Here is a 21,392-nt window from a genome sequence, read left to right as displayed (position 1 = left end):
ATAGCGCCGGGCTTTTTCTTATCCTTTACTAATCCGGTCAAACTCTTCGCAGCCGGTATCAAACCCCTCCAGGCAACTGACGTTGAGCCAGTGCAGCGCCTTCTGCTTATTCGGTTCGATAAAGCCTTTCTCTCCCTGCTGGAACATCATCCCGGCCCAGTATTCGGCATAGCCGGTGCGGGAAAGTGATGAACTGCCTTTAAAGTATTCACTTGCTTTCACATCATCCTCCGGGCCGTGTACGCCGCTGGCGTAGATCAGCCCCAGCAGCATCTGGGCATCTACCGCCGCATCGCTTTCGCTATCCCGGGCAGCATCCTGCAGCAGCGTGATGGCGTGCGCTACGTCGGTGGCGCCAGCCTGACGGTTGACCAGCACCCGCGCGAGGACGATCTCTCCGGATTTACTGCCGGCCTCGACGGCTTTTTCCGCCAGCTGGCGGGCCTGCGGATAGTCCGCCTGTTGGGGGTTACGGATTTTGAGCTGCGCCAGCAGCGCCAGCGCATCGCCATCGCCCTGGGCGGCCGCCTTCTGCGCCCAGTATTCGGCTTTTTGATAATCGCCGGAGCTGACCCAGGTATCGGCAAGGTAATATTGCGCGCGTCGATCGCCGGCTTCGGCCTGCTGTTGATACTGACTGCCAGGTTCGGTGGCCACCGCTGCGCCGCTGGTGAAAACCAGTAGAAATAAAAAGAGGTATTTCATTTGTATTTATTATCAGTAAGGAACATAGCGCGCAGTATAAAGGGAGGCGAAAAAGAAGAAAATGGCGGGTATCGGTAGGTAAGGCCGATTTGCGCTACCTGACCGTAGGCCCGCGCCAGCGCAGCGCCGCCGGGCGACAGACTGCGGACACGGAGCCGCTTGTGTGCCGGGTGGCGGCTGCGCCTGACCCGGCCTACGGATGGAGATGCTCCTGCCAGCCGTAGGCTCGCGCCAGCGCAGCGCCGCCGGGCGACAGACTGCGGACACGGAGCCGTTTATGTGCCGGGTGGCGGCTACGCCTGACCCGGCCTACGCATCGCGCGAGCCGGGTCAGACCGCCGAACCTTAACCCATCGCGCTTTCGCGCAGGCGGGATTTCAGCTTGTTGTACTCGTCGATCACGTACTGTTCCGCGGCGCGCTGATCGGCAATCCGCTCAACGTTGACCGCGCAGTACTTGTACTCCGGCGTTTTGGTTATCGGACTCAGGTTCTCTGAGACCAGTTCGTTACAGGCGCCGATCCACCACTGGTAGGTCATGTACACCGCGCCTTTATTCGGCCGATCGCTGACCTGCGCGCGGGTGATGATGCGCCCCTTACGCGAATTGACCCATACCAGCTCTTCATCTTCAATGCCTAGCCGTTCGGCGTCGGCGGTGTTGATTTGCGCATAGCCTGGTTCATCCGCCAGCGCCGCCAGCGCCGCGCAGTTACCGGTCATTGAACGGCACGAGTAATGGCCGACCTCGCGCACCGTCGACAATACCATCGGGTACTCATCGGTAAGCTTATCGATCGGCGCGACCCAGTCGCAGGTGAAGAACTGCGCCAGTCCGTTCGGGGTATCGAACTTCTCTTTAAACAGATATGACGTCCCCTGATCGGCGTCGGACTCATCGCGGCACGGCCACATGACATAGCCGAGCTCACCCATTTTCTCGTAGGTGGCGCCGTAGAAGTCCGGGCACAGATGCCGCAACTCGTCCCAGATCTCCTGGGTGTTGTTGTAGTGCATCGGATAGCCCATCCGGGTGGCGATTTCGCTGATGATCTGCCAGTCGGTTTTCAGGTCCCACTTCGGCTCCACCGCTTTAAAGAAGCGCTGGAAGCCGCGGTCCGCTGCGGTATACACGCCTTCGTGCTCGCCCCACGAGGTGGACGGCAGGATGACGTCAGCCGCGGAGGCGGTTTTGGTCATGAAAATGTCCTGGACGATAACCAGTTCCAGATCGTCGAACGCTTTGCGGACCGCCGAGAGTTCGGCGTCGGTCTGCAGCGGATCCTCACCCATAATGTACGCCGCCCGCACTTCACCGTGCGCCGCGCGGTGCGGCAATTCGCTGATGCGATAGCCGGTATGCGCAGGCAGGCTTTCCACGCCCCAGGCTTTGGCGAATTTCTCGCGGTTCTCCGGGAACTTGACGTACTGATAGCCCGGATAGGTATCCGGTAGCGCACCCATATCGCAGGCGCCCTGAACGTTGTTCTGGCCGCGTACCGGGTTGACGCCGACGCTCGGCTTGCCGAGGTTGCCGGTGAGGATCGCGAGGCTGGTCAGCGACCGCACCGTCTCCACGCCCTGGTAGAACTGGGTGACGCCCATGCCCCACAGGATGGCGGCGGATTTGGCGCTGGCATACATCCGGGCGCAGGCGCGGATCTCCTGGGCGCTGACCCCGGTGATCTCCTCCACCGACTCCGGCGTATAGCCTTCAACGATTTTGCGATACTCCTCGAAGCCTTCGGAACGGCTAGCGACGAAGGATTTATCGTACAGATCCTCTTCAATAATCACGTGGCCAATGGCGTTGAGCAGCGCGATGTTCGAGCCGTTCTTCAGCGCAATGTGCATATCGGCGATGCGCGCGGTTTCAATTTTGCGCGGGTCGCAGACGATAATTTTCGCCCCGTTGCGTTTAGCGTTAATGACGTGATTCGCCACGATAGGGTGGGAATCCGCCGGGTTGTAACCGAAGATAAACACCAGATCGGTGTTATCAATCTCCGTGATGGCATTACTCATGGCGCCGTTACCGACCGACTGGTGCAGACCTGCAACCGAAGGGCCGTGTCAGACGCGAGCGCAGCAGTCGACGTTATTGGTACCAATAACGGCGCGCGCGAATTTTTGCATCACATAGTTGGTTTCATTACCGGTGCCGCGGGAGGAGCCGGTGGTTTGGATCGCATCCGGGCCATATTTGGCTTTAATGGCGCTGAGGCGGGTGGCGACGTAATCCAGCGCCTCGTCCCAGGAGACGGCTTCCAGCTTGCCGCCGCGTTGACGGCGGATCATGGGGGTTTTCAGGCGCGGCGTTAGGATCTGGGTATCGTTAATGAAGTCCCAGCCATAATAGCCCTTCAGGCACAGGGTTCCTTGGTTGGTTTTCCCCTGCGCCGCTTCAGCCCGAACGATTTTGCCGTTATCGACCACCAGGTTGATTTTGCAACCTGATGCGCAATACGGGCAAACCGTGACGACTTTTTTCATCGGTCTTGCTCCAGTTATTCAATGGGCGCGTTTGCGCTATCGCGCCGTCACTATGCATCTTCTATGCCATATTTTCATTGTGGGTATTCCTTGATGATACGCGGGTTTTTTGGGCGGAATGCTGACGAAAAACAGCCTGTCGACAGATTTGACGTGTCGATACCCTGGAGATGTGACGGCGCTTGAAAAAATGTCACCGGGAGAGGAATTTGTCGGCGCAGGCTTGCAGAATCGATCAGACTGACACTAATTCCCGGCGGGCAGAGGCAAAAATGAAACCAGTCATTTTAGTGGTGGATGATGACAGGGCAATGGGCGAGCTGCTCAGCGATGTGCTCGGCGCGCACGCGTTTGAAGTGCTTGTCAGCCAGACCGGCAACGACGCGCTGGCGACGGTGGCGCAGCGGGCGGATATCGCGCTGGTCTTACTGGACATGATCCTGCCGGATACCCATGGCCTGCAGGTGCTCCAGCAGCTGCAGCGCACGCGGCCTGAGCTGCCGGTGGTGATGCTCTCCGGTCTGGGCAGTGAGTCTGATGTGGTGGTGGGCCTGGAGATGGGCGCCGATGATTACATCGCCAAACCGTTCAGCTCGCGGGTGGTGGTCGCCCGGGTGAAAGCGGTACTGCGACGCAGCGGGGCGCTGGCCGGCGAGGCGTCGGGCGCCGGTGCTGGCCTGACGTTTAACGGCTGGCGGCTGGATACCACGCGCTGTGAACTGTATAACCCGCAGCAGCAGGCGATCCCGCTGACCCAGGGAGAATATGGCCTGCTGCTGGCGCTGGCGCAGAACGCGCGCCGGGTATTGAATCGCGAACAGCTGCTGGCGCTGACCCATAACGAAAGCACCGAGGTATTCGACCGGACCATCGATGTGCTGATCATGCGCCTGCGGCGCAAAATTGAGCTCAACCCGCATCAGCCGACGTTGATTAAAACCCTGCGCGGTCTGGGCTATGTCTTTTCCGCCGACGTGACCCACAGCGAGAAGGCGGCGTAGGGCGGGTTTGCTGCCAACCCGCTGTTGACTTTATTTGGCGCAGGGAGTTTACTTTTTTTATTAAAGTGACACTCTGGGTTAATCTATGGTAACAAAATTAAACTGGCTGCTGCAAAACAGCGCTCCCGGAGATGTGATCCTTCAGTCCTGGTTAAGCCAGCATGCCATCTCTCCCTCTCTGGCCTTTAAATACGCGCAAAGTGGCTGGTTAAAAAAAAGAGGCAACGGCGTATATGCGCGTGCGGGACGTGAGCCGGAGTGGAACGATGCATTAGCATGTTTGCAAAATCAGCTTGCCGCTCCGGTGTATGTTGCGGGGCTCAGTAGCTTAGTCTGGCAGGGCCGTTCACACTATCTACAGCTAAAACAAAACCAGTGCTGGCTTAGTGTGGAAAATAAAGCGCTGCTGCCGAAATGGTTCAGGGAATTCCCGGGTGTGGAGTGGATAGTCATATCGGGGAAAAAACTGCCGGTGCTGGATGATAGATACCGTGTAACGCTTGATATAAAAGGGAAAAAACTCATCGGCAGTGCGCCAGAACTGGCTGCTTACGAGTTGCTGAGCGCGGTGCCGGGGACCCTCTCATTTAACCACGCTGCAGAGCTTTTCCAGGGGCTGGTTAATCTTAATCCTCGTAAAGTAGAGTATCTTCTTTCCGTCAGCCAGTCCGTGCAGGCCAAGCGTTTGTATCTCTTCTTCGCCAGTTTTTACGAGCATGGCTGGCTCAAACGAATCGATAGCCAAAAAATCGATCTGGGAGCGGGCAAGCGGCAAATCGTGGAAAATGGAAAGTTCAATGCTCAATACCAAATCACAGTGCCTGAACGCTTTCAAAAGGAATAAAAAATATGGATATACAGGCGCCTTATTATCGGCAGGTTGCTCTGCTAATGCAGGTTTTACCCTATGTTGCTGTCGAACGGGAATTTGCGCTGAAAGGTGGCACTGCCATCAATCTCTTTATCCGCGATTTCCCTCGATTATCGGTGGATATCGACCTCGCCTGGGTGCCCCTGGAAAGCAGAGCCATCGCTTTACCTCATATACGGGATGCGCTTGCACGTATTGCCGCCAATCTGCAACAACAGGCAGGTATGAGCGCTGTATTACAAGCTAATCGTTCAGATGAGATGCGTGTCATTGTTACTACCGATAGCGCGCAAATAAAGATAGAGGTTTCACCGGTCGCCCGGGGAACATTATATCCACCACAGGAGCGAGAAGTGGTGGGGGCGGTAGAGGACGTTTTTGGCTATGCCAGCCTTCCAGTGGTTTCGTTGCCTGACCTCTACGGTGGAAAATTATGCGCGGCGCTGGATCGCCAGCATCCCAGAGATTTTTATGACGTGAAATTACTTCTTGATGCGCAGGAGCTTGACCGTCCCATTTTCAATGGGTTTATCGCGTATTTACTGAGCCATAATCGGCCTCTGGCTGAAGTGCTGAATCCTCGCTGGAAAGATATTGCTGAACCTTTTTACCGTGAATTCAGCGGGATGACATTTGAGACGATAGCCCTGGAGGAACTGACAGCAGTCCCCAACAGGATGATTGCTGCGTTAAAATCCTGTTTCACACAACAGGATGTCGATTTTTTACTGTCATTTAAACGAGGCGAACCAGACTGGCGTTTAGCGCCGGAAATGCGTATTCAGGATTTGCCTGCCGTGCAGTGGAAATTGCGCAATATTCATCAGATGCCAGCGATAAAACGCGCTGAGTCATTAGATAAACTGGAAAAGGTGCTGGCCGAGTGGCGCAGTTAGTTACCTGGCCCGCCCTTGTTGAACTCAGCGTAAAACAGGCGTGATTTGAATAAACCGTATCCCTTTTCTCGCCATGAAACGCCGTTCTCCTGTGGCATCGCCCTGATAGCGGGATCTACTCGATCTAAACATTCTGCAACTGAATAAACGCCTGCAGCTCAGGGAGCGTTTTGGCGCCGTCGATCGCATTGGCGGCCTGCAGGCTGGCGCGGGCGCAAGCGTGAGCCAGCTGCAGACTGGCGGTTAACGGCCAGCGTTCGTGGCTGCCGTACAGCAGGCCGGCGCAGAAGGCGTCCCCCGCGCCGACGCTGCCGATAATCTCCTCCGGCGGCAGCCGCCATGACGGTACCCAGCGCCCGGCTTCGGTACGGGAAACGCCCCATGCCCCCTCCGGACAATGGATCACTACCCGCTGGCGTACGCCGGCGTCAAGCAATGCGCTGGCGGCGCGGGCGATATTGGCGACGTGCGGCTCGCCGTTGGGTAGACGAATCTCCAGCCCGCTAAACTCGCTGGCTTCCAGTTCATTGATGGTCAGGTAGTCAAGATGCTTCAGCGCCGGCAGGACCAGCGGCCGGTAGCGCGGGTCGCCCTTGCGCGACACCAGATCGAGGGACACCTCATAGCCTCGCTCGCGCATCTGCGCCAGCAGTCGCGCGCTGCGGGTGCCGTACACTTCATCGGGGCGATCGAGGCTTTCGAGCAGCAGCAGATAGCCGAGATGGAAAATTTTCAGCGGCGCATCCAGCGGCTCAAAAGCCGGGAGATCAAGCAGGCGGTTGGCGCCGGGAGAGTGAAAGAAAGTGCGCTGGCCTTCGGCGTCGGTCATCACCTGGGTCATCGAGGTGGGGGCGGAGCTGGTGCGCTGTACGAGCTGGCGATTGATATGGTACTGATCGAGCATGGCGGTGATGTAGTCGCCATCGTTATCCTCGCCAATCAGGCCGACCGCCTGCAGCGGCAGCCCGGCGTGCATTTTGGCCAGGGTCAGCAGGACATTCAGCGGCGCGCCGCCGGTGGCGCGTTCGCTATGGACAATTTCCACCAGCCAGCCGCGCTCCGGCCACTGCCCGATCTGGTGGACATGATCGACCAGCATGTTGCCTGCGGCAATAATGCCTTTCCGTTCCATGATTGCTACTCCGCGCCGTCATATTCGTTAAGCGTAGCGCACAATCGGCGGAACGATTGTGCGCCTGGTTGCGCTTATTTCACGGTCCAGCCTTTGTAAGAGCTGACGTTATTTTTGTCGATCATCGTCACCGGGATCAGTACCGGCGCGGTCGGCGCAGGTTTGCCCTGCAGGATGTCGTAGCCAATCTCCACCGCCTTCGCTGCCATCACCTGTGGGTCCTGCGCTGGGGTGGCGACGAACAGCGAGTTCTTACGCTTCAGCGCCTCTTCGCCGTCCGGGCTGCCGTCGACGCCGACGATGAAGAACTCGCTGCGCTGCGCCTGTTTCGCTGCCAGATCGGCACCAATCGCCGTCGGATCGTTGATCGCGAACACGCCGTCAATCTTCGGATTGGCCGCCAGCAGGGAGGTCATCACCTCCAGGCCGCCTTCCCGGCTGCCTTTGGCGTTCTGGTTGGCGGAGAGGATTTTAATGTCCGGGTGTTTTTTGAACTCCGTTTCGCAGCCTTCGACGCGGTTTTGTACGGCGGAGACCGGCGGCCCGTTGATGATCACCACGTTGCCTTTGTTGTTCAGGCGGTCGCTAATGTATTTACAGGCCAGCTCGCCCGCCTGGGTGTTATCGGAGGTGATGGTGGCGTCGGCCCCTTCGGCGGCGACGTCAACCGCCACCACCACGATCCCGGCCTCTTTGGCCCGCTTCACCGCCGGGCCAATGCCTTTCGAATCGGCGGCGTTGAGGATGATCATATCGACTTTGGCGGCGATAAAGTTATCGATCTGCGCCACCTGCTGGCCCAGATCGTAGCCGCTGGAGACCAGCGTCACTTTGACGTTATCCCCCGCCAGCTTGCGGGCCTCCAGCTCCGCCCCTTTGGTGATCTGTACAAAGAACGGGTTGGCAAGGTCGCCCACCGTCACGCCAATCGCTTTCAGCTCTTTGGCCGACGCAAAAGGGGAGGCGGCCAGCAGCGCGCCAGCACACAGCGCGGTGACTATCGGTTTTAAACGCATTCGCTTTTCCTCGCAGGTAAGATGTTGTTGTTATGCACTTTGATGATGTCGGGTACGGTATTTGTCGATCAGCACCGCAATGATGATCACCGCCCCTTTGATCACCAGTTGCCAGAAGTAGGAGACCCCCATCAGGGTCATGCCGTTATTGAGGGTGGCGATAATTAGCGCCCCCACCAGTGTACCGGTGATGGTGCCGATACCGCCGACGAAGCTGGTGCCGCCGAGAATGACCGCGGCGATGGCGTCCAGCTCGTAGCCGACGCCGAGGTTGCCGTTGGCGCTGTACAGCCGCGAAGCGCTCATCACCCCGCCAAGGCCGGAGAGCAGGCCGCTCATGCCATAGACAAACAGCAGCACCAGCCAGACTTTGATGCCGGTCAGCCGCGCCGCCTGCATGTTGCCGCCCACCGCGTAGATATGCACCCCAAGGGTGGTGCGGCGCAGGATAAACCAGCACACCGCGATCACCGCCAGGGCGATGACTACCAGCCAGGGCACCGGGCCGAGGTAGTCATTGCCGATCCACTCGAAGCTGATATCGGAGTTGATCACCGTGGTGCCGTCGGCCAGCAGATAGGCGGCGCCGCGCAGCGCCGTGTAGGTGCCGAGGGTGACGATAAACGGCGGTAGCCCGGCGAAGGCGACCAGCGCGCCGTTGAACAGGCCGAGCAGCAGGCCGAGCATCAGCGCCGCCGGAATCGACAGCAACGCAAACGCCGGGATCAGCGACACCACCATCGCGGCCACTGCGGTGGTGCCAAGGATGGAGCCGACGGAAAGGTCAATGCCGCCGGTGAGGATGATGAAGGTCATTCCCGCCGCCAGCACAATATTGATCGAGGCCTGGCGGGTGATATTCAGCAGATTGCTTTCCGTGAAAAAGTTGGGGGCGATAAAGCCGAAAACGGCGACGATCAGGATGAGGATCGGCAGAATGCCGACGGTCTGCATCAGGTCGCCCATCAACATTTTTTTCGCCGAAGCGGATTTCGCGACCGGCGCGGAGGTCTCTTTCGGTATGCTCATAGTTGCCCTGCCTTAAGGTGAGAATCGGTCACGCCGGTGGCCAGCGTCATGATACTTTCCTGGCTAATATCACCGGCCTGTAGCTCGCCGGCGATAACGCCCTCGCGCATCACATAGACCCGGTCGCTCATGCCCACCACTTCGGGCAGCTCGCTGGAGATCATCAGAATGGCGACGCCCTGGCGCGCCATGTCGTTCATGATGCGGTAAATTTCGCTTTTCGCGCCGACGTCGACGCCGCGGGTGGGTTCATCGAGGATTAGAATGCGCGGGCCAATCGCCACCCAGCGCGAAATTAACAGCTTCTGCTGGTTGCCGCCGGACAGTCCGCCGGCGCGCACCTGGGCGTGCGGCACGCGGATGTTAAGCAACTGGATGGCGTCATCGGAGATGGTTTGCGCCTTCCGGCGGTTGAGCATCCCCCAGGTCGCGTCGCGCTCCAGCGTCGCCATGGTGATGTTTTCCTGGGCTGCCAGTTCGAGAAACACCCCCTGTTCTTTGCGGTTTTCGGTCAGAAAGCCGATCCCGAGGTCGATGGCTTCCCGCGGCGAGTGGATCACCACCGGCTCGCCGTCAATCTCAATCACCCCGGCGGTGGCTTTGCGCACCCCGAAGATCAGCTGTGCCAGTTCGGAACGCCCGGCGCCGACCAGCCCGGCGAGGCCGACGATTTCGCCGGCATGCACCACCAGGCTGCTGGGCTTAACCTTGCCGCCATCGGTCAGATCCTCGACCCGCAGGCGCGGCTGGCCGCGGGGAATGTCCCGTTCTTTATTGAACAGATCGCTGAGCGGCCGACCGACCATCATGCGCACCAGCTCCGGCGCGTTGAGCTTGTCGCGCACCAGGCTGCCGACATACTGCCCATCGCGCAGAACGCTGACCCGGTCGGAGAGCTCATATACTTCCGCCATGCGGTGGCTGATATAGATGATCGCCATCCCCTCATCGCGCAGGCGCAGGATGAGCTCGAACAGGCGCTGGGTTTCCCGCGAGGAGAGGGCGGCGGTGGGTTCATCCATCACCAGAATGCGGCTTTGACGGTGCAGGGCGCGGGCGATCTCCACCTGCTGCTGTTCGGCGATGGTCAGGGTCATCACCCGGTCGCTGGCTTTGAACTGGGCGCCGAGACGGTCGATCACCGCCTGCGCCTGGCTGAGCATGGCTTTGCGCTGCACCAGACCACCGCGCGCCAGCTCGCTGCCGAGGAAAATGTTTTCCGCGACGGTCAGGTTCGGCGCCAGCTGCATCTCCTGGTAGATCAACGTGATCCCGGCGGCCAGCGCGTCCTTGGGGCCGCGGATCGTTTGCGGTTTTCCGTCGATCAGGATCTCGCCGCTGGTGGCGGTATAGGCGCCGGCGAGGATCTTCATCAGCGTGCTTTTTCCGGCGCCGTTCTCCCCCATCAGGGCATGGATCTCGCCGGGCCAGACCGTCAGGTCGACGCCCTTCAGCGCGTAGAATTTGCCAAAAGCTTTGGCGATATGGCGCATTTCCAGTACCGGGGTGGCGGTCATCGCGGCGCTCCTGTCTGTAAGAACAATAGCTGCAGTCCACCACCGGAAAATAAATGCAGAATGTCAGAATCCATTCATATTTGTCATAGTGATAAATAGTTAACCGCGATCACAGTTACGCGGCGTCATTTTCTGCACCGTCACGCTTATCTGCCGACCGATTCTTCACCGGAGTTGTTATGACCGCTCGCCGACACCCGTTTTTCACCAGCGCCCGTGGCCGCCTGCTCTCCTTTAATCTGCTGATGGGCGTGGTCACCCTGTTGGTCAGCGGCGTGGCGGTGTTCGGCTTTCACCACGCCAGCCAGCTGCAGGAGCAGGTGCAGCGCCAGACTCTCAACGACATGCGCGGCAGTATGGATCTGGCGCGGGACACGGCGAATGTCGCCACGGCGGCGGTGCGCCTGTCGCAGGTGGTGGGGGCGCTGGAGTACAAAAGCGAAGCGGAACGGCTGCTGGCGACGCAGCAGGCGCTGAAGCACTCGCTGGCCCAGCTGGCGGCGGCCCCGCTGGCGCAGCAGGAGCAGGCGCGGGTGGCCAATATTATTCGCCGCAGCAACGCGCTGCAGCAGAGTGTGGCGGAGATGCTGGAGCGCGGCCAGCGCCGCCATCTGCAGCGCAATGCGCTGCTGAGTTCGCTTTACCAGAATCAGAGTAACCTGCGCCATCTCGCCGATCTTAACGATCGCGGCGGGGATAAGGCGATCGATCCGCGCCGGCTGGCCGAGATGGACCGGCTGATCGTGGCTGCGATCCATACCGTCACGCCGCGGTCGATCGTCCTGCAACTCGACCAGCTGCGCGGCTCCCTGCCGACACGCAGCGCCGATCCCGCGCTGGCGTTTGTCCTCCCTGATGTGAACCGCGAGCTGGCGACGCTGGCCCCGCTGTCGGCCCAGCTGGAGGAGAGCGACCTGACGATCAGCTGGTACATGTATCACATCAAAGCGCTGGTCGCGTTGCTTAACGAAGATATCAATCAGTACGTGACCCGGGTGGCGGAAGCCTCAGAGCAGCGGGCGGCGCAGAGCCATCGGGAGCTGCGCTCCATCAGTATGTTTATTCTGCTTTCCGCGCTGCTGGCGCTGGCGATCACCGGCTGCGCCGGGTGGTACATCTACCGTAATCTCGGCTCGAACCTGACCGCCATCTCGCGGGCGATGTCGCGGCTGGCTCAGGGAGAGCCGAACGTCTCGGTGCCGGCCCTGCAGCGGCGCGACGAGCTGGGGGAGCTGGCGCGGGCCTTTAACGTTTTCGCCCGCAATATGGCGTCGCTGGAGCACACCACCCGGCTGCTGAAAGAGAAGACCAACCAGATGGAGATCGATCGGATTAAGCGCCAGGAGCTGGAGGAGGCGCTGCTGCATAGTCAGAAGATGAAGGCCGTCGGCCAGCTGACCGGAGGTCTGGCGCATGACTTTAACAACCTGCTGGCGGTGATTATCGGCAGTCTTGAGCTGGTGGAGCCGGATGCGCGCGATGTGCCGCGCCTCTCCAGGGCGCTGAAGGCGGCGGAGCGTGGGGCGCTTCTGACCCAGCGGCTGCTGGCCTTTTCGCGCAAGCAGGCGCTGCATCCCCAGGCGGTGGCGATGGCGCCGCTACTGGAGAACCTCAGCGAGCTGATGCGTCACTCCCTGCCGGCGACCTTAAGCCTGGAGATTGAGGCGCAGTCGCCGGCGTGGCCGGCATGGATAGACGTTGGCCAGCTGGAAAATGCCCTGATCAATCTGGTGATGAACGCCCGCGACGCCATGGCGGGGCGCGGCGGGGTCATCAAAATACGCACCTGGAATCAGCGGGTCACCCGCAGCAGCGGCCAGCGGCAGGATATGGTGGCCCTGGAGGTGATCGATCATGGCAGCGGGATGTCGCAGGCGGTGAAAGCCCGGGTGTTTGAACCTTTCTTCACCACCAAAGCCACCGGCAGCGGCAGCGGCCTGGGGCTGTCGATGGTGTATGGCTTTGTGCGCCAGTCTGGCGGCCGGGTGGCGCTGGAGAGCGCGCCGGGGCAGGGGACGACGGTGCGGCTGCAGCTGCCGCGAGCGTTGACCGAGGTTGAGAAGGAGGTGGCGCCAGCGGTGGACGAGCCGCCCCCGGCGGGCGAGCGGCTGGCGCTGGTGCTGGAAGATGAAGAGGATGTCCGCCAGACGCTATGTGAACAGCTGCATCAGCTGGGCTGGCTGACGCTGGAAACCGCCAGCGGTGAAGAGGCGCTGCAGCTGCTGGAGGCCTCGCCGGATATTGCCCTGCTGATTAGCGATCTGATGCTGCCCGGCGCCCTGAGCGGCGCCGATGTGATCCATACCGCCCGACGCCGCTTTCCGGCGCTGCCGGTGCTACTGATCAGCGGCCAGGATTTGCGTCCAGCGCAGAACCCGGCCCTGCCGGAGGTTGAGTGGCTGCGTAAGCCGTTTACCCGAGCCCAGCTGGCGCAGGCGCTGAGCGCGGCGTACGCGAGGATTTGAGATTCCTCCGCTACCCGGGTTTCATGCGGATGATTAAGGTAGCGGCAGGACTCTGATGAGATTGGCCCCGATGAAACGTTACGCAACCGCACTGCTCTTTTGCACTCTGTCGCTGACCAGCCTGGCCGCTCGCGCCGATATTATCGATGACGCGATCGGCAATATTCAGCAAGCCATTAACGACGCCTATAACCCGGGCAGCAGTCGCTCCGATGACGACGACAGATACGATGACGATGGCCGGTATGATGACGGGCGCTATCAGGGGAGCCGTCAGCAGAGCCGTGACAGTCAGCGCCAGTATGACGAGCGGCAACGCCAGCTGGACGAGCGCCGCCGCCAGCTGGATGAACGCCAGCGTCAGCTCGACCGCGATCGTCGTCAGTTAGAAAGCGACCAGCGTCGGCTGGATGATAGCTACTGATCGCCCCCCGCAGGCCAGCGCTTAATCCAGCGCTATTTCCATCCCGTCATAGCCCGCTTCGAAACCTGTCGGCAGCGGGTTATCCATCATCCAGATGTCAAACTGGTGGCTGATATGGGTGAGGATCACCCGCGGACAGCCAATGATCTGGTTAAGGCTGCGGACGGTGTTTAGATCGTTATGGTTACGCGGGGTCTGCGCGCGCGGCTCATGACTGCAGTCGATGATCATCGCCTGCGGGCGGTTATTGAGCAAAAACTTCAGCGTCTTGTCCGGCAGCCCGGCGGTATCCGAGAGCCAGGCCAGCCGGCTGTGGGCCGACTCCAGCAGATAACCAAAGGTCAGCTTCGAGTGATTAAGGGGTAGGGGCGTCACCCGCAGCCCCTGCAGGTTAAACATCACAAACGGCGTGACGGTATGGCTAAAGTCAAGCAGACCGGGGTGTTTGAGCAGATCGTCGCAGCCTGCGTCATCCGGCGGGCCATAGACCGGAATCGACGCGCCGACTCCCCAGCGCAGCGGAAACAGCCCCTGCACATGATCCAGATGGTAGTGGCTCAGCAGCACCTGTTGAAAGCTGCCGGCGGGATGATGCTCCATCAGATCCGGTCGTCCGGCATCGAGCAGCGTCACGGCGCTGTTGAACGTGACCACTCCGCTACAGGGGCGGCGTCGGTGGCTCTCCTCGCGGCGTGCGCGGCGGCAGGCCGCGCAGTCGCAGCCGAAGACCGGCACCAGCTGAGCGCCGCCGGTGCCGGTTAAGCGGAGGGTCAGGCTCATCGTGTCACCTTTTGTTTATACCAGTTGATCCGCTTCGCGCGCCGCGTGGCTGCGCAGCAGGCGGAAAAATTCATCGACCGATTGTCGGAGACTGCCGTCGTTATTCAATGTCAGGCAGTTGTCCGGCTTATAGCGCGCGGCGCGTTCCAGACGCTGGGCGATTTCCAGCGCGTTTTCCCGGCCGCGCTGCTCCAGCCGCTGGCGCAGCACCGGCGGCGAGACGGCGAGACAGATCGGCACCAGCACCTCGCCGTAGCGTTCCCGGGCCAGCGCCAGATGGGCGCGGGAGCCGTTGGCCACCACGTCAAAGCCGGCGTGCAGCCAGAGGTCGATCTCCACGCCAATGCCATAGTAAGTATTGTTGGCGTGCCAGCTGAGAGCAAAAAGATGCTGCTCGGCGCGGGTAAAAAACTCATGTTCGCTGAGGGCGATATGATTCTCGCTGCCCGCGTTAAACGGGCGGGTTATGTAACGATGGGCCACCAGCAGCTGCGGGTGCTCGCGCTGGCGCAGCGCCGCCAGCAGGCTATCTTTACCGGAGCCGGAGGGGCCCACCAGCCAAATCAGTTTTCCTGGCATTAAAAGACCCTCTTTCCCTGGCGCCAGACATGGTCGATCTGGATATGTTCGCCGCGACGGTGCGCCAGCACCAGGTCGGCGCGTTTCCCCTCGGCGATGACGCCGCGATCGTCAAGGCCCAGCGCCTGCGCCGGATGCTGACTGACCAGACGGATCGCCTGTGGCAGGGTGAAGGCATTGTCCTCGGCGTCGGCGATGCGGAAAGCGGCATCCAGCAGGCTGGCGGGGTAATAGTCAGATGAGAGGATGTCCAGCAAACCGTGGCTCGCCAGCTGGTGGGCGGCGACGTTGCCGGAGTGGGAACCGCCGCGCACGATATTCGGCGCCCCCATCAGGACGTGCATCCCGTGCTGACGTGAAGCCTGCGCCGCGGCCAGCGTGGTGGGAAACTCGGCGATCACGCTCCCTAGCTGGTGAGATTCGGCCACATGCGCCTCGGTGGCGTCGTCGTGGCTGGCGAGGGCGATACGGCGGGCGCGGCACATGGCGGCGATGGTCTGGCGATTGGGCTGCGACCAGGTGGCGGCCAGAGCCATCTGCTCGGCTTCAAAACGGTCCATTTCGTCATGCGTCAGATGATATTTGCCCTGATAATAATCGCGGTACTTGCTGCGATCGGCGTACTGACGCTGGCCCGGCGAGTGGTCCATCAGAGAGACCATGCTCACCGACTCGCGATCGATCAGCTTTTCAAACAGCGGCAGCGTGGTGTGATGCGGCAGCTCGCAGCGCAAGTGCAGGCGGTGTTCGGCGCGGTTGAGACCGCGCTTTTGCGTCTCCTCCACGGCATTGACCATCTTCTCCAGATTCTCAAGACGATCGCCGCCATCGCGCACGTCGCCAATCGCCACGGCGTCCAGCACGGTGGTGATGCCGCTGGCGACCATCATGGCGTCATGGCTGCTCATCGCCGAGTGGGCCGGCCAGTCTACCTTCGGCCGCGGGGTAAAGAACTTGTCGAGGTTATCGGTATGCAGCTCGATAAGGCCCGGCAGCAGCCAGCCGCCTTCCCCATCCAGCGCCTGCGGCAGCCGGCTCTGGCTTTCGGCGAAGGCGAGGATGCGACCGTCCTGGACTTCCAGCGAACCGTGGACCACCTCGTCGTCGAGAACCAGTTTTACGTTATTGATAATCATGCTGTCATTCCCATGGAGTGCAGTCGGTCGGCGACCTGACGGCGTACCCCTTCGTCATGGAAAATCCCCACGATGGCCGCGCCGCGCGCTTTGGCATCGTGGATCAGGTTGACCACGGCAGCACTGTTTTTGCCATCCAGTGAGGCGGTGGGTTCATCAAGGAGCAGGATCGGATAGTCGACCGCAAAACCGCGGGCGATGTTGACCCGCTGCTGCTCGCCGCCGGAAAAGGTGGACGGCGCAAGGTGCCACAGGCGTTCCGGAACGTTGAGGCGGGTCAGGAGCTGGGCGGCTTTCGCGGCGCTCGCTTCGCGCGGCGTCCCAAGATCGAGCAGCGGCTGCATCACCACCTCCAGCGCCGAAATGCGCGGGATCACCCGCAGAAACTGGCTGACCCAGCCGATGGTGGTTTTGCGCACTTCCAGCACCTTGCGTGGGGTGGCGGTGACCAGGTCCACCCATTCGTCGCCGTGGCGAATATGGATATGGCCGCTGTCCGGCAGATAATTGGCGTACAGCGAACGCAGCAGGGTCGATTTGCCGCTGCCGGAGTGACCGTGGAGCACCACGCACTCCCCGGCGTTAACGGTCAGCGAGGCGTCGGCCAGCACCGGCAGACGCACGCCGTGCTGTTGGTGCAGAACAAAGGTTTTATGGACGTTTTCAACGCGGATCATGTTAGCTCTCACGAGGTTGAGTTGCCGGGTGGCGCTTCGCTTACCCGGCCTACGAATAACGCACCTGTGGGCCGGGTAAGGCGCAGCCGCCACCCGGCAAAACAGCATCAATTCTGCAACACCGACGACACCAGCAGCTGGGTGTAAGGATGGTGCGGATCGTCGAGCACCCGGTCGGTTAAGCCACTCTCCACCACCTGGCCCTGCTTCATCACCAGCAGACGGTTCGCCAGCAGGCGAGCGACGCCGAGATCGTGGGTAACAAGCACCACCGCCAGATTCAGCTCCACCGCCAGGCCGCGCAGCAGGTCTAGCAGTCGCGCCTGCACGGACACATCCAGCCCGCCGGTGGGTTCATCCATAAAAACCAGCTTCGGCTGGGTGACCAGATTGCGGGCGATCTGCAGACGCTGCTGCATGCCGCCGGAGAAGGTGGTGGGCAGGTCGTCGATGCGCGAGGGCGGGATCTCCACCTCCTGCAGCCACTTTTCGGCGGTGGCGCGAATGTTGCCGTAGTGGCGGGCGCCGGTGGCCATGAGCCGTTCGCCGATGTTGCCCCCGGCAGAGACCTGGCGACGCAGACCGTCCATCGGGTGCTGATGCACCACTCCCCATTCGGTGCGCAACAGGCGGCGGCGTTCGGCTTCGCTCATGGCGTACAGCGAGCGCTGCTGGTACAGCACCTCGCCCTGCTGCGGCGTCAGGCGGGCGGAGATTGCCTTCAGCAGGGTGGTTTTACCGGAGCCGGACTCGCCGACGATGCCGAGCACTTCTCCCGGCCACAGCTCGAAGGAGACATTGCGAAAACCTTTATCCGGGGCGTAGAGATGGGTCAGGTTATTCACAGCAAGTAATGGCTGGTTCATTTTTTCTGCCCCTCGCTCTGCTGGCGGCAATAGTCGGTATCGGAGCAGACAAACATCCGCTGGCCGCTGTCATCCAGCACCACTTCGTCGAGGTAGCTGTGGCGCGAGCCGCATATGGCGCAGGGCTCATCCCACTCCTGCACGGTAAAGGGATGGTCGTCGAAATCGAGACTCTCCACCGGGGTATAGGGCGGCACGGCGTAGATCCGCTTTTCGCGCCCGGCGCCGAACAGCTGCAGCGCCGGCATCATGTGCATTTTCGGGTTATCGAATTTCGGGATCGGCGAAGGGTCCATCACGTAGCGGCCATTGACCTTCACCGGATAGGCGTAGGTGGTGGCGATATGGCCGAAGCGGGCGATATCTTCATACAGTTTCACCTGCATGACGCCGTACTCTTCCAGGGCGTGCATGGTGCGGGTTTCGGTTTCACGCGGCTCGATAAAGCGCAATGGCTCCGGGATCGGCACCTGGTAGATCAGGATCTGATCCTCCACCAGCGGCGTCTCCGGGATCCGGTGGCGGGTCTGGATCAGGGTGGCGTCTTCGGTACGCTCGGTGGTGGCGACGCCGGTGACGCGCTTAAAGAACTGACGAATCGACACCGCGTTGGTGGTGTCATCCGCGCCCTGGTCAATCACCTTCAGCACGTCGTTCTCACCGATGACGCTGGCGGTCAGCTGGATGCCGCCGGTGCCCCAGCCGTAGGGCATTGGCATTTCGCGCCCGCCGAACGGCACCTGGTAGCCGGGAATCGCTACCGCTTTGAGAATAGCCCGGCGGATCATGCGCTTGGTTTGTTCGTCGAGGTAAGCAAAGTTATAGCCAGTCAGTGGGTTAGCCACGTTCGTTCTCCCGTTGCAGGCGTTTCAGCAGCGCCAGTTCGGCCTGGAAATCGACATAGTGCGGTAGCTTCAGATGCGAGACGAAGCCGGCCGCTTCGACGTTATCGGCGTGAGCCAGCACAAACTCTTCATCCTGCGCCGGGCCGGCAATCTCTTCGTCATAGTCCGGCGCCTGCAGCGCACGGTCGACCAGCGCCATGGCCATCGCTTTGCGCTCGCTCATGCCGAAGGTCAGGCCGTAGCCGCGGGTGAAGTGCGGCGGCTCCTCCTGCGGGGCGACGAAGCCATTAACCATCTCGCACTCGGTCAGCAGCAGCTCGCCAATATTGACGCTAAAGCCCAGCTCTTCCGGGACGATTTCCACCTGCACGTAGCCGCTGCGGATCTCGCCGGCAAACGGATGGTTGCGGCCATAGCCGCGCTGGGTCGAATAGGCCAGCGCCAGCAGGTAGCCTTCATCGCCGCGCATCAGCTGCTGCAGGCGCGAGGAACGCGAGCAGGGGTAGACCGGCGGGGTGCGGGTGATATCGTCGGGCGGCGTGCCGCGATCTTCCTCGGTCTTCGCCAGCCCCTGCTGCGTGAGCAGGCTAAAGACGTGCGGCGTCGGCTCTGCTTCGCCATCGGCTTGCTGCACAGACGGCGCTTCGCCGTTGGCCAGCAGGGTAAAATCGAGCAGGCGGTGGGTGTAGTCGTAAGTGGGGCCCAGCAGCTGGCCGCCGGGGATATCTTTATACACTGCGGAGATGCGGCGTTCGAGGCGCATCTCCGCGGTATTAATCGGTTCGCTGACCGCCAGCCGCGGCAGGGTGGTGCGGTAGGCGCGCAGCAGGAAGATCGCTTCGACGTTATCGCCGCTGGCCTGCTTCAGCGCCAGCGCCGCCAGTTCGCGGTCGGCGATGCCGCCCTCGGTCATCACCCGGTCCACCGCCAGGCTGAGCTGGTCGCCTATCTGTTCGACGCTCAGTTCGGGAAGCCGTCCATCGCCCCGTCGTTTCTGTTCCTGTAAGGCGTGAGCGGCGCGGATCGCCTTCTCGCCGCCCTTGACGGCAACGTACATTTAGCACACCTCCACGTGGGTAGTGCGCGGGATCGCCAGCAGGCGCTCGCCGCAGGTGAGGATCAGGTCGATGCCCAGCGGGAACGGGTGCGGGCGTTCGGTTAATTCGTCGATGATGCAGTCCGGCAGCTGCGGCGCGATCATTCGCTCTTCGGCAATGCCTGCCCCGGTCAGGCGCAGCATGCGTCCGCCGCTGAGGCTGGCAAGCTGAACGATCAGTGTGACGCCGGTTTCCGGCGCGGTGACGGTGCCAGCGGAAAGGACGTTGAGCTGCTCGGCGCTGATGCCGTCATTGGCGACGGCAAAAACCGCCTGCTGCGGCTGGTCCACCAGCGGCGCGCCGGTATGAAAGCGCAGATTCTGTCCCACCAGATCGTTACGCAGAGCGCTGGCGAGCCAGACCGGTGTTTCATGATCGGCAAGGGTCAACAGCAGGCTGGTGGAGGCCACGTTCAATGGCTGCCAGCCGTGCTGAAGCTGCTGCAGGGAGACAATCACCCCCGGCTCGCTCATCGCTTTCAGCAGGCGACGAAAACTGTGTTGGGCATCCTGCACAGCCAGGGTAAAAGCGGGTTGTAAGGTCATACGTTATCTCCGCGAACCAGGGTAAAGAAGTCGACCCGGCTGGCGTTGACTTCGGCGCGTCGGGCTTCAATGCGCGCGCTGCGTAGCGCTTCCAGCGGGGTTATCAGGGTTTCCATTAAGGTGTGAAAATGGCGGGGCGACTGCAGCAGGGCGTCGATCGCCGCGCAGCGTTCAGCGTGCGGGCGGTCGCGGCCTAAGATCCAGCTGTAACCGAGGGTACCGTCAGCCAGGCGTACCGCTGCGCGGGTAAGGGTGGCGTCGCCGGCAAAGAAGCGGTCGCCGATACCGCCCATGCGGGCCTGGAGCTGTACCAGCCCGGTTTCCGGGGTGCGAATCAATTCATATTCCGGCGCCAGCTGCAGGGACTGCATGCGCGCCAGAAGGTCCTGCGGTTCACTGTGGGCCAGCACGGACATCCAGCGCTGGCGGGTGGCGGTATCGAAGTGCATTCAGTGCTCCATGGTAAATTCAATCATGTCGGCGCGGGTCAGGCTGACGGAGTACTCCGCCGTGAGCGACTCGCTCTCGCGGCTATTGAGCGTGCGGACGCAGAGCAGCGGCGCCATATTGGGGATTTCCAGCAGCTTGCTCTCTTTTGCCTGCGCGCGGCGGGCGCTAATTTTGGTGCGTACGCGGGTCAGTTCGACGTCGAGCCGATCGCGTAGCAGATCGTGCAGCGAGCCGTGGCTGAAGGTCTGTAGCACCGGCCAGAAGCGCAGGTCGGCGAAGTAGTGGTCAATCAGGCACAGGGCGACGCCATTGACCCGGCGCAGGGTACGCAGGTGGATCACGTTCTCGCCCTCATTGATGCCAAAGGCTTCGGCGACATGGGCGCTGGCAGGGCGCAGCACCGACAGCAGCTTTTCGCTGGTGGGATCGCTGCCTTGTTCCAGCAGGTTTTGGCTGAAGCGCGCCTGGGCGTTAAGCGGGTAGTCGATGGGGCGCATCAGCACCAGCACACCCACGCCCTGACGGCGCTGAACCCAGCCGCGCTCAACCAGCTGGTCGATAGCCCGGCGCAGGGTGTGGCGGTTAACGTCGAAGCGCGTCGCCAGCTGCTGCTCGGCGGGCAGATAGTCGCCGCAGCGATAGTGATGGCGCAGCTCCTGCTCAAGTCGGGCGGCGATTTCCTGATAGCGCGTGGGGTAACTGGTCGGATGTCTGGACAGGTGCATAGTCATCAAGCCTCACACAGCATAGGCGAGGAGCTTCCTCGCGTTGTGGGCCGATCCTGACCGGTTTATGTTGCATTTCGGTTAAGTGACGATGACTAAAGGATGAAGAGTTGATGCCAGGCGGATGACAGGGCGGCCGGGCC

At 61.3% G+C, this 21,392-nt stretch carries 22 protein-coding genes; 6 read left to right on the top strand and 16 right to left on the bottom strand.

Annotation, left to right across the window (positions count from 1 at the left end; genetic code table 11):
• Positions 1 to 18: 18 nt before the first annotated feature.
• Complete coding sequence (locus ACR809_RS23700) at positions 19 to 705, bottom strand: tetratricopeptide repeat protein (protein ID WP_004151733.1); 687 nt, start codon at positions 703 to 705, stop codon at positions 19 to 21.
• A 205-nt stretch (positions 706 to 910) separates the two neighbouring features.
• Here ACR809_RS23700 and ACR809_RS23695 point away from each other — a divergent pair, with 205 nt between their 5' ends.
• Positions 911 to 1,054: a hypothetical protein gene (locus tag ACR809_RS23695; RefSeq protein ID WP_162992563.1), complete on the top strand. Its 144-nt coding sequence runs from the start codon at positions 911 to 913 to the stop codon at positions 1,052 to 1,054.
• Here the strand turns inward: ACR809_RS23695 and ACR809_RS23690 are convergent.
• Positions 1,051 to 3,198, bottom strand: a complete 2,148-nt coding sequence (locus ACR809_RS23690) for a formate dehydrogenase H subunit alpha, selenocysteine-containing (protein WP_012737173.1) — start codon at positions 3,196 to 3,198, stop codon at positions 1,051 to 1,053. The genes ACR809_RS23695 and ACR809_RS23690 overlap by 4 nt on opposite strands.
• Positions 3,199 to 3,470: 272 nt before the next feature.
• On the opposite strand from ACR809_RS23690, the gene ACR809_RS23685 reads away from it, so the two are divergent.
• From ACR809_RS23685 to ACR809_RS23675, 3 genes are all read left to right on the top strand, one after another.
• Positions 3,471 to 4,199 carry a response regulator transcription factor gene (locus tag ACR809_RS23685; RefSeq protein WP_023288135.1) on the top strand — a complete coding sequence of 243 codons (729 nt, stop codon included), beginning with the start codon at positions 3,471 to 3,473 and terminating at the stop codon, positions 4,197 to 4,199.
• Positions 4,200 to 4,284: 85 nt separating this feature from the next.
• On the top strand, positions 4,285 to 5,043 hold the full coding sequence (locus ACR809_RS23680; RefSeq protein WP_122051607.1) for a type IV toxin-antitoxin system AbiEi family antitoxin: 759 nt from the start codon (positions 4,285 to 4,287) through the stop codon (positions 5,041 to 5,043).
• A gap of 5 nt (positions 5,044 to 5,048) precedes the next feature.
• A complete protein-coding gene (locus ACR809_RS23675; RefSeq protein ID WP_004146663.1) occupies positions 5,049 to 5,966 on the top strand; it encodes a nucleotidyl transferase AbiEii/AbiGii toxin family protein in 918 nt (305 codons plus the stop codon).
• Positions 5,967 to 6,090: 124 nt separating this feature from the next.
• Here ACR809_RS23675 and ACR809_RS23670 read toward each other — a convergent pair whose 3' ends face one another.
• From ACR809_RS23670 to ACR809_RS23655, 4 genes are all read right to left on the bottom strand, one after another.
• Entirely contained in the window at positions 6,091 to 7,098 is a 1,008-nt protein-coding gene (locus ACR809_RS23670; protein WP_004178300.1) for a carbohydrate kinase family protein, read from the bottom strand.
• A gap of 74 nt (positions 7,099 to 7,172) precedes the next feature.
• Complete coding sequence (locus ACR809_RS23665; protein ID WP_002885156.1) at positions 7,173 to 8,114, bottom strand: ABC transporter substrate-binding protein; 942 nt, start codon at positions 8,112 to 8,114, stop codon at positions 7,173 to 7,175.
• A 30-nt stretch (positions 8,115 to 8,144) separates the two neighbouring features.
• The gene (locus tag ACR809_RS23660) at positions 8,145 to 9,143 is read right to left on the bottom strand and encodes an ABC transporter permease subunit (protein ID WP_002885172.1); all 999 of its coding nucleotides are present in this window, start codon (positions 9,141 to 9,143) and stop codon (positions 8,145 to 8,147) included.
• A complete protein-coding gene (locus ACR809_RS23655; protein ID WP_122051606.1) occupies positions 9,140 to 10,660 on the bottom strand; it encodes a sugar ABC transporter ATP-binding protein in 1,521 nt (506 codons plus the stop codon). The genes ACR809_RS23660 and ACR809_RS23655 overlap by 4 nt, the downstream gene beginning before the upstream one ends.
• 179 nt (positions 10,661 to 10,839) lie before the next feature.
• Here ACR809_RS23655 and ACR809_RS23650 point away from each other — a divergent pair, with 179 nt between their 5' ends.
• Together ACR809_RS23650 and yjdP are read left to right on the top strand one after the other, a co-directional pair.
• Positions 10,840 to 13,125: an ATP-binding protein gene (locus ACR809_RS23650; RefSeq protein WP_122051605.1), complete on the top strand. Its 2,286-nt coding sequence runs from the start codon at positions 10,840 to 10,842 to the stop codon at positions 13,123 to 13,125.
• Between the two features lie 70 nt (positions 13,126 to 13,195).
• Positions 13,196 to 13,549 carry a DDRRRQL repeat protein YjdP gene (gene yjdP, locus ACR809_RS23645; protein WP_004151729.1) on the top strand — a complete coding sequence of 118 codons (354 nt, stop codon included), beginning with the start codon at positions 13,196 to 13,198 and terminating at the stop codon, positions 13,547 to 13,549.
• 21 nt (positions 13,550 to 13,570) lie between these two features.
• On the opposite strand, the gene phnP is transcribed toward yjdP, so the two are convergent.
• The 10 genes from phnP to phnF form a co-directional block, all read right to left on the bottom strand.
• Entirely contained in the window at positions 13,571 to 14,329 is a 759-nt protein-coding gene (gene phnP, locus ACR809_RS23640; protein WP_122051604.1) for a phosphonate metabolism protein PhnP, read from the bottom strand.
• A gap of 15 nt (positions 14,330 to 14,344) precedes the next feature.
• Positions 14,345 to 14,908, bottom strand: a complete 564-nt coding sequence (phnN, locus tag ACR809_RS23635; RefSeq protein ID WP_004151727.1) for a ribose 1,5-bisphosphokinase — start codon at positions 14,906 to 14,908, stop codon at positions 14,345 to 14,347.
• Positions 14,908 to 16,044 (bottom strand): alpha-D-ribose 1-methylphosphonate 5-triphosphate diphosphatase, encoded by a 1,137-nt coding sequence (gene phnM / locus ACR809_RS23630; protein WP_009484481.1) that lies wholly within the window; start codon positions 16,042 to 16,044, stop codon positions 14,908 to 14,910. The genes phnN and phnM overlap by 1 nt, the downstream gene beginning before the upstream one ends.
• Positions 16,041 to 16,721 carry a phosphonate C-P lyase system protein PhnL gene (gene phnL, locus ACR809_RS23625; protein ID WP_002885196.1) on the bottom strand — a complete coding sequence of 227 codons (681 nt, stop codon included), beginning with the start codon at positions 16,719 to 16,721 and terminating at the stop codon, positions 16,041 to 16,043. Before phnL ends, phnM begins: the two co-directional genes overlap by 4 nt.
• 107 nt (positions 16,722 to 16,828) lie before the next feature.
• Positions 16,829 to 17,587 (bottom strand): phosphonate C-P lyase system protein PhnK, encoded by a 759-nt coding sequence (gene phnK, locus ACR809_RS23620; RefSeq protein ID WP_032417725.1) that lies wholly within the window; start codon positions 17,585 to 17,587, stop codon positions 16,829 to 16,831.
• Positions 17,584 to 18,432 carry an alpha-D-ribose 1-methylphosphonate 5-phosphate C-P-lyase PhnJ gene (locus tag ACR809_RS23615; RefSeq protein WP_002885202.1) on the bottom strand — a complete coding sequence of 283 codons (849 nt, stop codon included), beginning with the start codon at positions 18,430 to 18,432 and terminating at the stop codon, positions 17,584 to 17,586. The genes phnK and ACR809_RS23615 overlap by 4 nt, the downstream gene beginning before the upstream one ends.
• The gene (locus ACR809_RS23610) at positions 18,425 to 19,489 is read right to left on the bottom strand and encodes a carbon-phosphorus lyase complex subunit PhnI (protein ID WP_004177786.1); all 1,065 of its coding nucleotides are present in this window, start codon (positions 19,487 to 19,489) and stop codon (positions 18,425 to 18,427) included. The genes ACR809_RS23615 and ACR809_RS23610 overlap by 8 nt, the downstream gene beginning before the upstream one ends.
• The gene (gene phnH / locus ACR809_RS23605) at positions 19,490 to 20,074 is read right to left on the bottom strand and encodes a phosphonate C-P lyase system protein PhnH (RefSeq protein ID WP_002885207.1); all 585 of its coding nucleotides are present in this window, start codon (positions 20,072 to 20,074) and stop codon (positions 19,490 to 19,492) included. It lies immediately after the preceding gene.
• On the bottom strand, positions 20,071 to 20,523 hold the full coding sequence (gene phnG, locus ACR809_RS23600; RefSeq protein WP_002885214.1) for a phosphonate C-P lyase system protein PhnG: 453 nt from the start codon (positions 20,521 to 20,523) through the stop codon (positions 20,071 to 20,073). Before phnG ends, phnH begins: the two co-directional genes overlap by 4 nt.
• Positions 20,524 to 21,249 carry a phosphonate metabolism transcriptional regulator PhnF gene (phnF, locus tag ACR809_RS23595; RefSeq protein ID WP_023287023.1) on the bottom strand — a complete coding sequence of 242 codons (726 nt, stop codon included), beginning with the start codon at positions 21,247 to 21,249 and terminating at the stop codon, positions 20,524 to 20,526.
• Positions 21,250 to 21,392 lie beyond the last annotated feature (143 nt).

The organism is Klebsiella sp. CD33, from assembly GCF_051992865.1.
GTDB classification, from domain to species: Bacteria; Pseudomonadota; Gammaproteobacteria; order Enterobacterales; family Enterobacteriaceae; genus Klebsiella; species Klebsiella pneumoniae.
This window is presented reverse-complemented; position numbering and strand designations above follow the sequence as displayed.

Coding starts and splice junctions, on each gene's coding strand:
- phnN (WP_004151727.1), bottom strand. CDS start 14,908: ATGCCAGGAAAACTGATTTGGCTGGTGGGCCCCTCCGGCTCCGGTAAA.
- ACR809_RS23685 (WP_023288135.1), top strand. CDS start 3,471: ATGAAACCAGTCATTTTAGTGGTGGATGATGACAGGGCAATGGGCGAG.
- ACR809_RS23695 (WP_162992563.1), top strand. CDS start 911: ATGCTCCTGCCAGCCGTAGGCTCGCGCCAGCGCAGCGCCGCCGGGCGA.
- ACR809_RS23670 (WP_004178300.1), bottom strand. CDS start 7,098: ATGGAACGGAAAGGCATTATTGCCGCAGGCAACATGCTGGTCGATCAT.
- ACR809_RS23665 (WP_002885156.1), bottom strand. CDS start 8,114: ATGCGTTTAAAACCGATAGTCACCGCGCTGTGTGCTGGCGCGCTGCTG.
- phnF (WP_023287023.1), bottom strand. CDS start 21,249: ATGCACCTGTCCAGACATCCGACCAGTTACCCCACGCGCTATCAGGAA.
- ACR809_RS23680 (WP_122051607.1), top strand. CDS start 4,285: ATGGTAACAAAATTAAACTGGCTGCTGCAAAACAGCGCTCCCGGAGAT.
- yjdP (WP_004151729.1), top strand. CDS start 13,196: ATGAAACGTTACGCAACCGCACTGCTCTTTTGCACTCTGTCGCTGACC.
- phnG (WP_002885214.1), bottom strand. CDS start 20,523: ATGCACTTCGATACCGCCACCCGCCAGCGCTGGATGTCCGTGCTGGCC.
- phnK (WP_032417725.1), bottom strand. CDS start 17,587: ATGAACCAGCCATTACTTGCTGTGAATAACCTGACCCATCTCTACGCC.
- ACR809_RS23655 (WP_122051606.1), bottom strand. CDS start 10,660: ATGACCGCCACCCCGGTACTGGAAATGCGCCATATCGCCAAAGCTTTT.
- ACR809_RS23675 (WP_004146663.1), top strand. CDS start 5,049: ATGGATATACAGGCGCCTTATTATCGGCAGGTTGCTCTGCTAATGCAG.
- phnM (WP_009484481.1), bottom strand. CDS start 16,044: ATGATTATCAATAACGTAAAACTGGTTCTCGACGACGAGGTGGTCCAC.
- phnP (WP_122051604.1), bottom strand. CDS start 14,329: ATGAGCCTGACCCTCCGCTTAACCGGCACCGGCGGCGCTCAGCTGGTG.
- ACR809_RS23650 (WP_122051605.1), top strand. CDS start 10,840: ATGACCGCTCGCCGACACCCGTTTTTCACCAGCGCCCGTGGCCGCCTG.
- ACR809_RS23660 (WP_002885172.1), bottom strand. CDS start 9,143: ATGAGCATACCGAAAGAGACCTCCGCGCCGGTCGCGAAATCCGCTTCG.
- phnL (WP_002885196.1), bottom strand. CDS start 16,721: ATGATCCGCGTTGAAAACGTCCATAAAACCTTTGTTCTGCACCAACAG.
- ACR809_RS23700 (WP_004151733.1), bottom strand. CDS start 705: ATGAAATACCTCTTTTTATTTCTACTGGTTTTCACCAGCGGCGCAGCG.
- ACR809_RS23610 (WP_004177786.1), bottom strand. CDS start 19,489: ATGTACGTTGCCGTCAAGGGCGGCGAGAAGGCGATCCGCGCCGCTCAC.
- phnH (WP_002885207.1), bottom strand. CDS start 20,074: ATGACCTTACAACCCGCTTTTACCCTGGCTGTGCAGGATGCCCAACAC.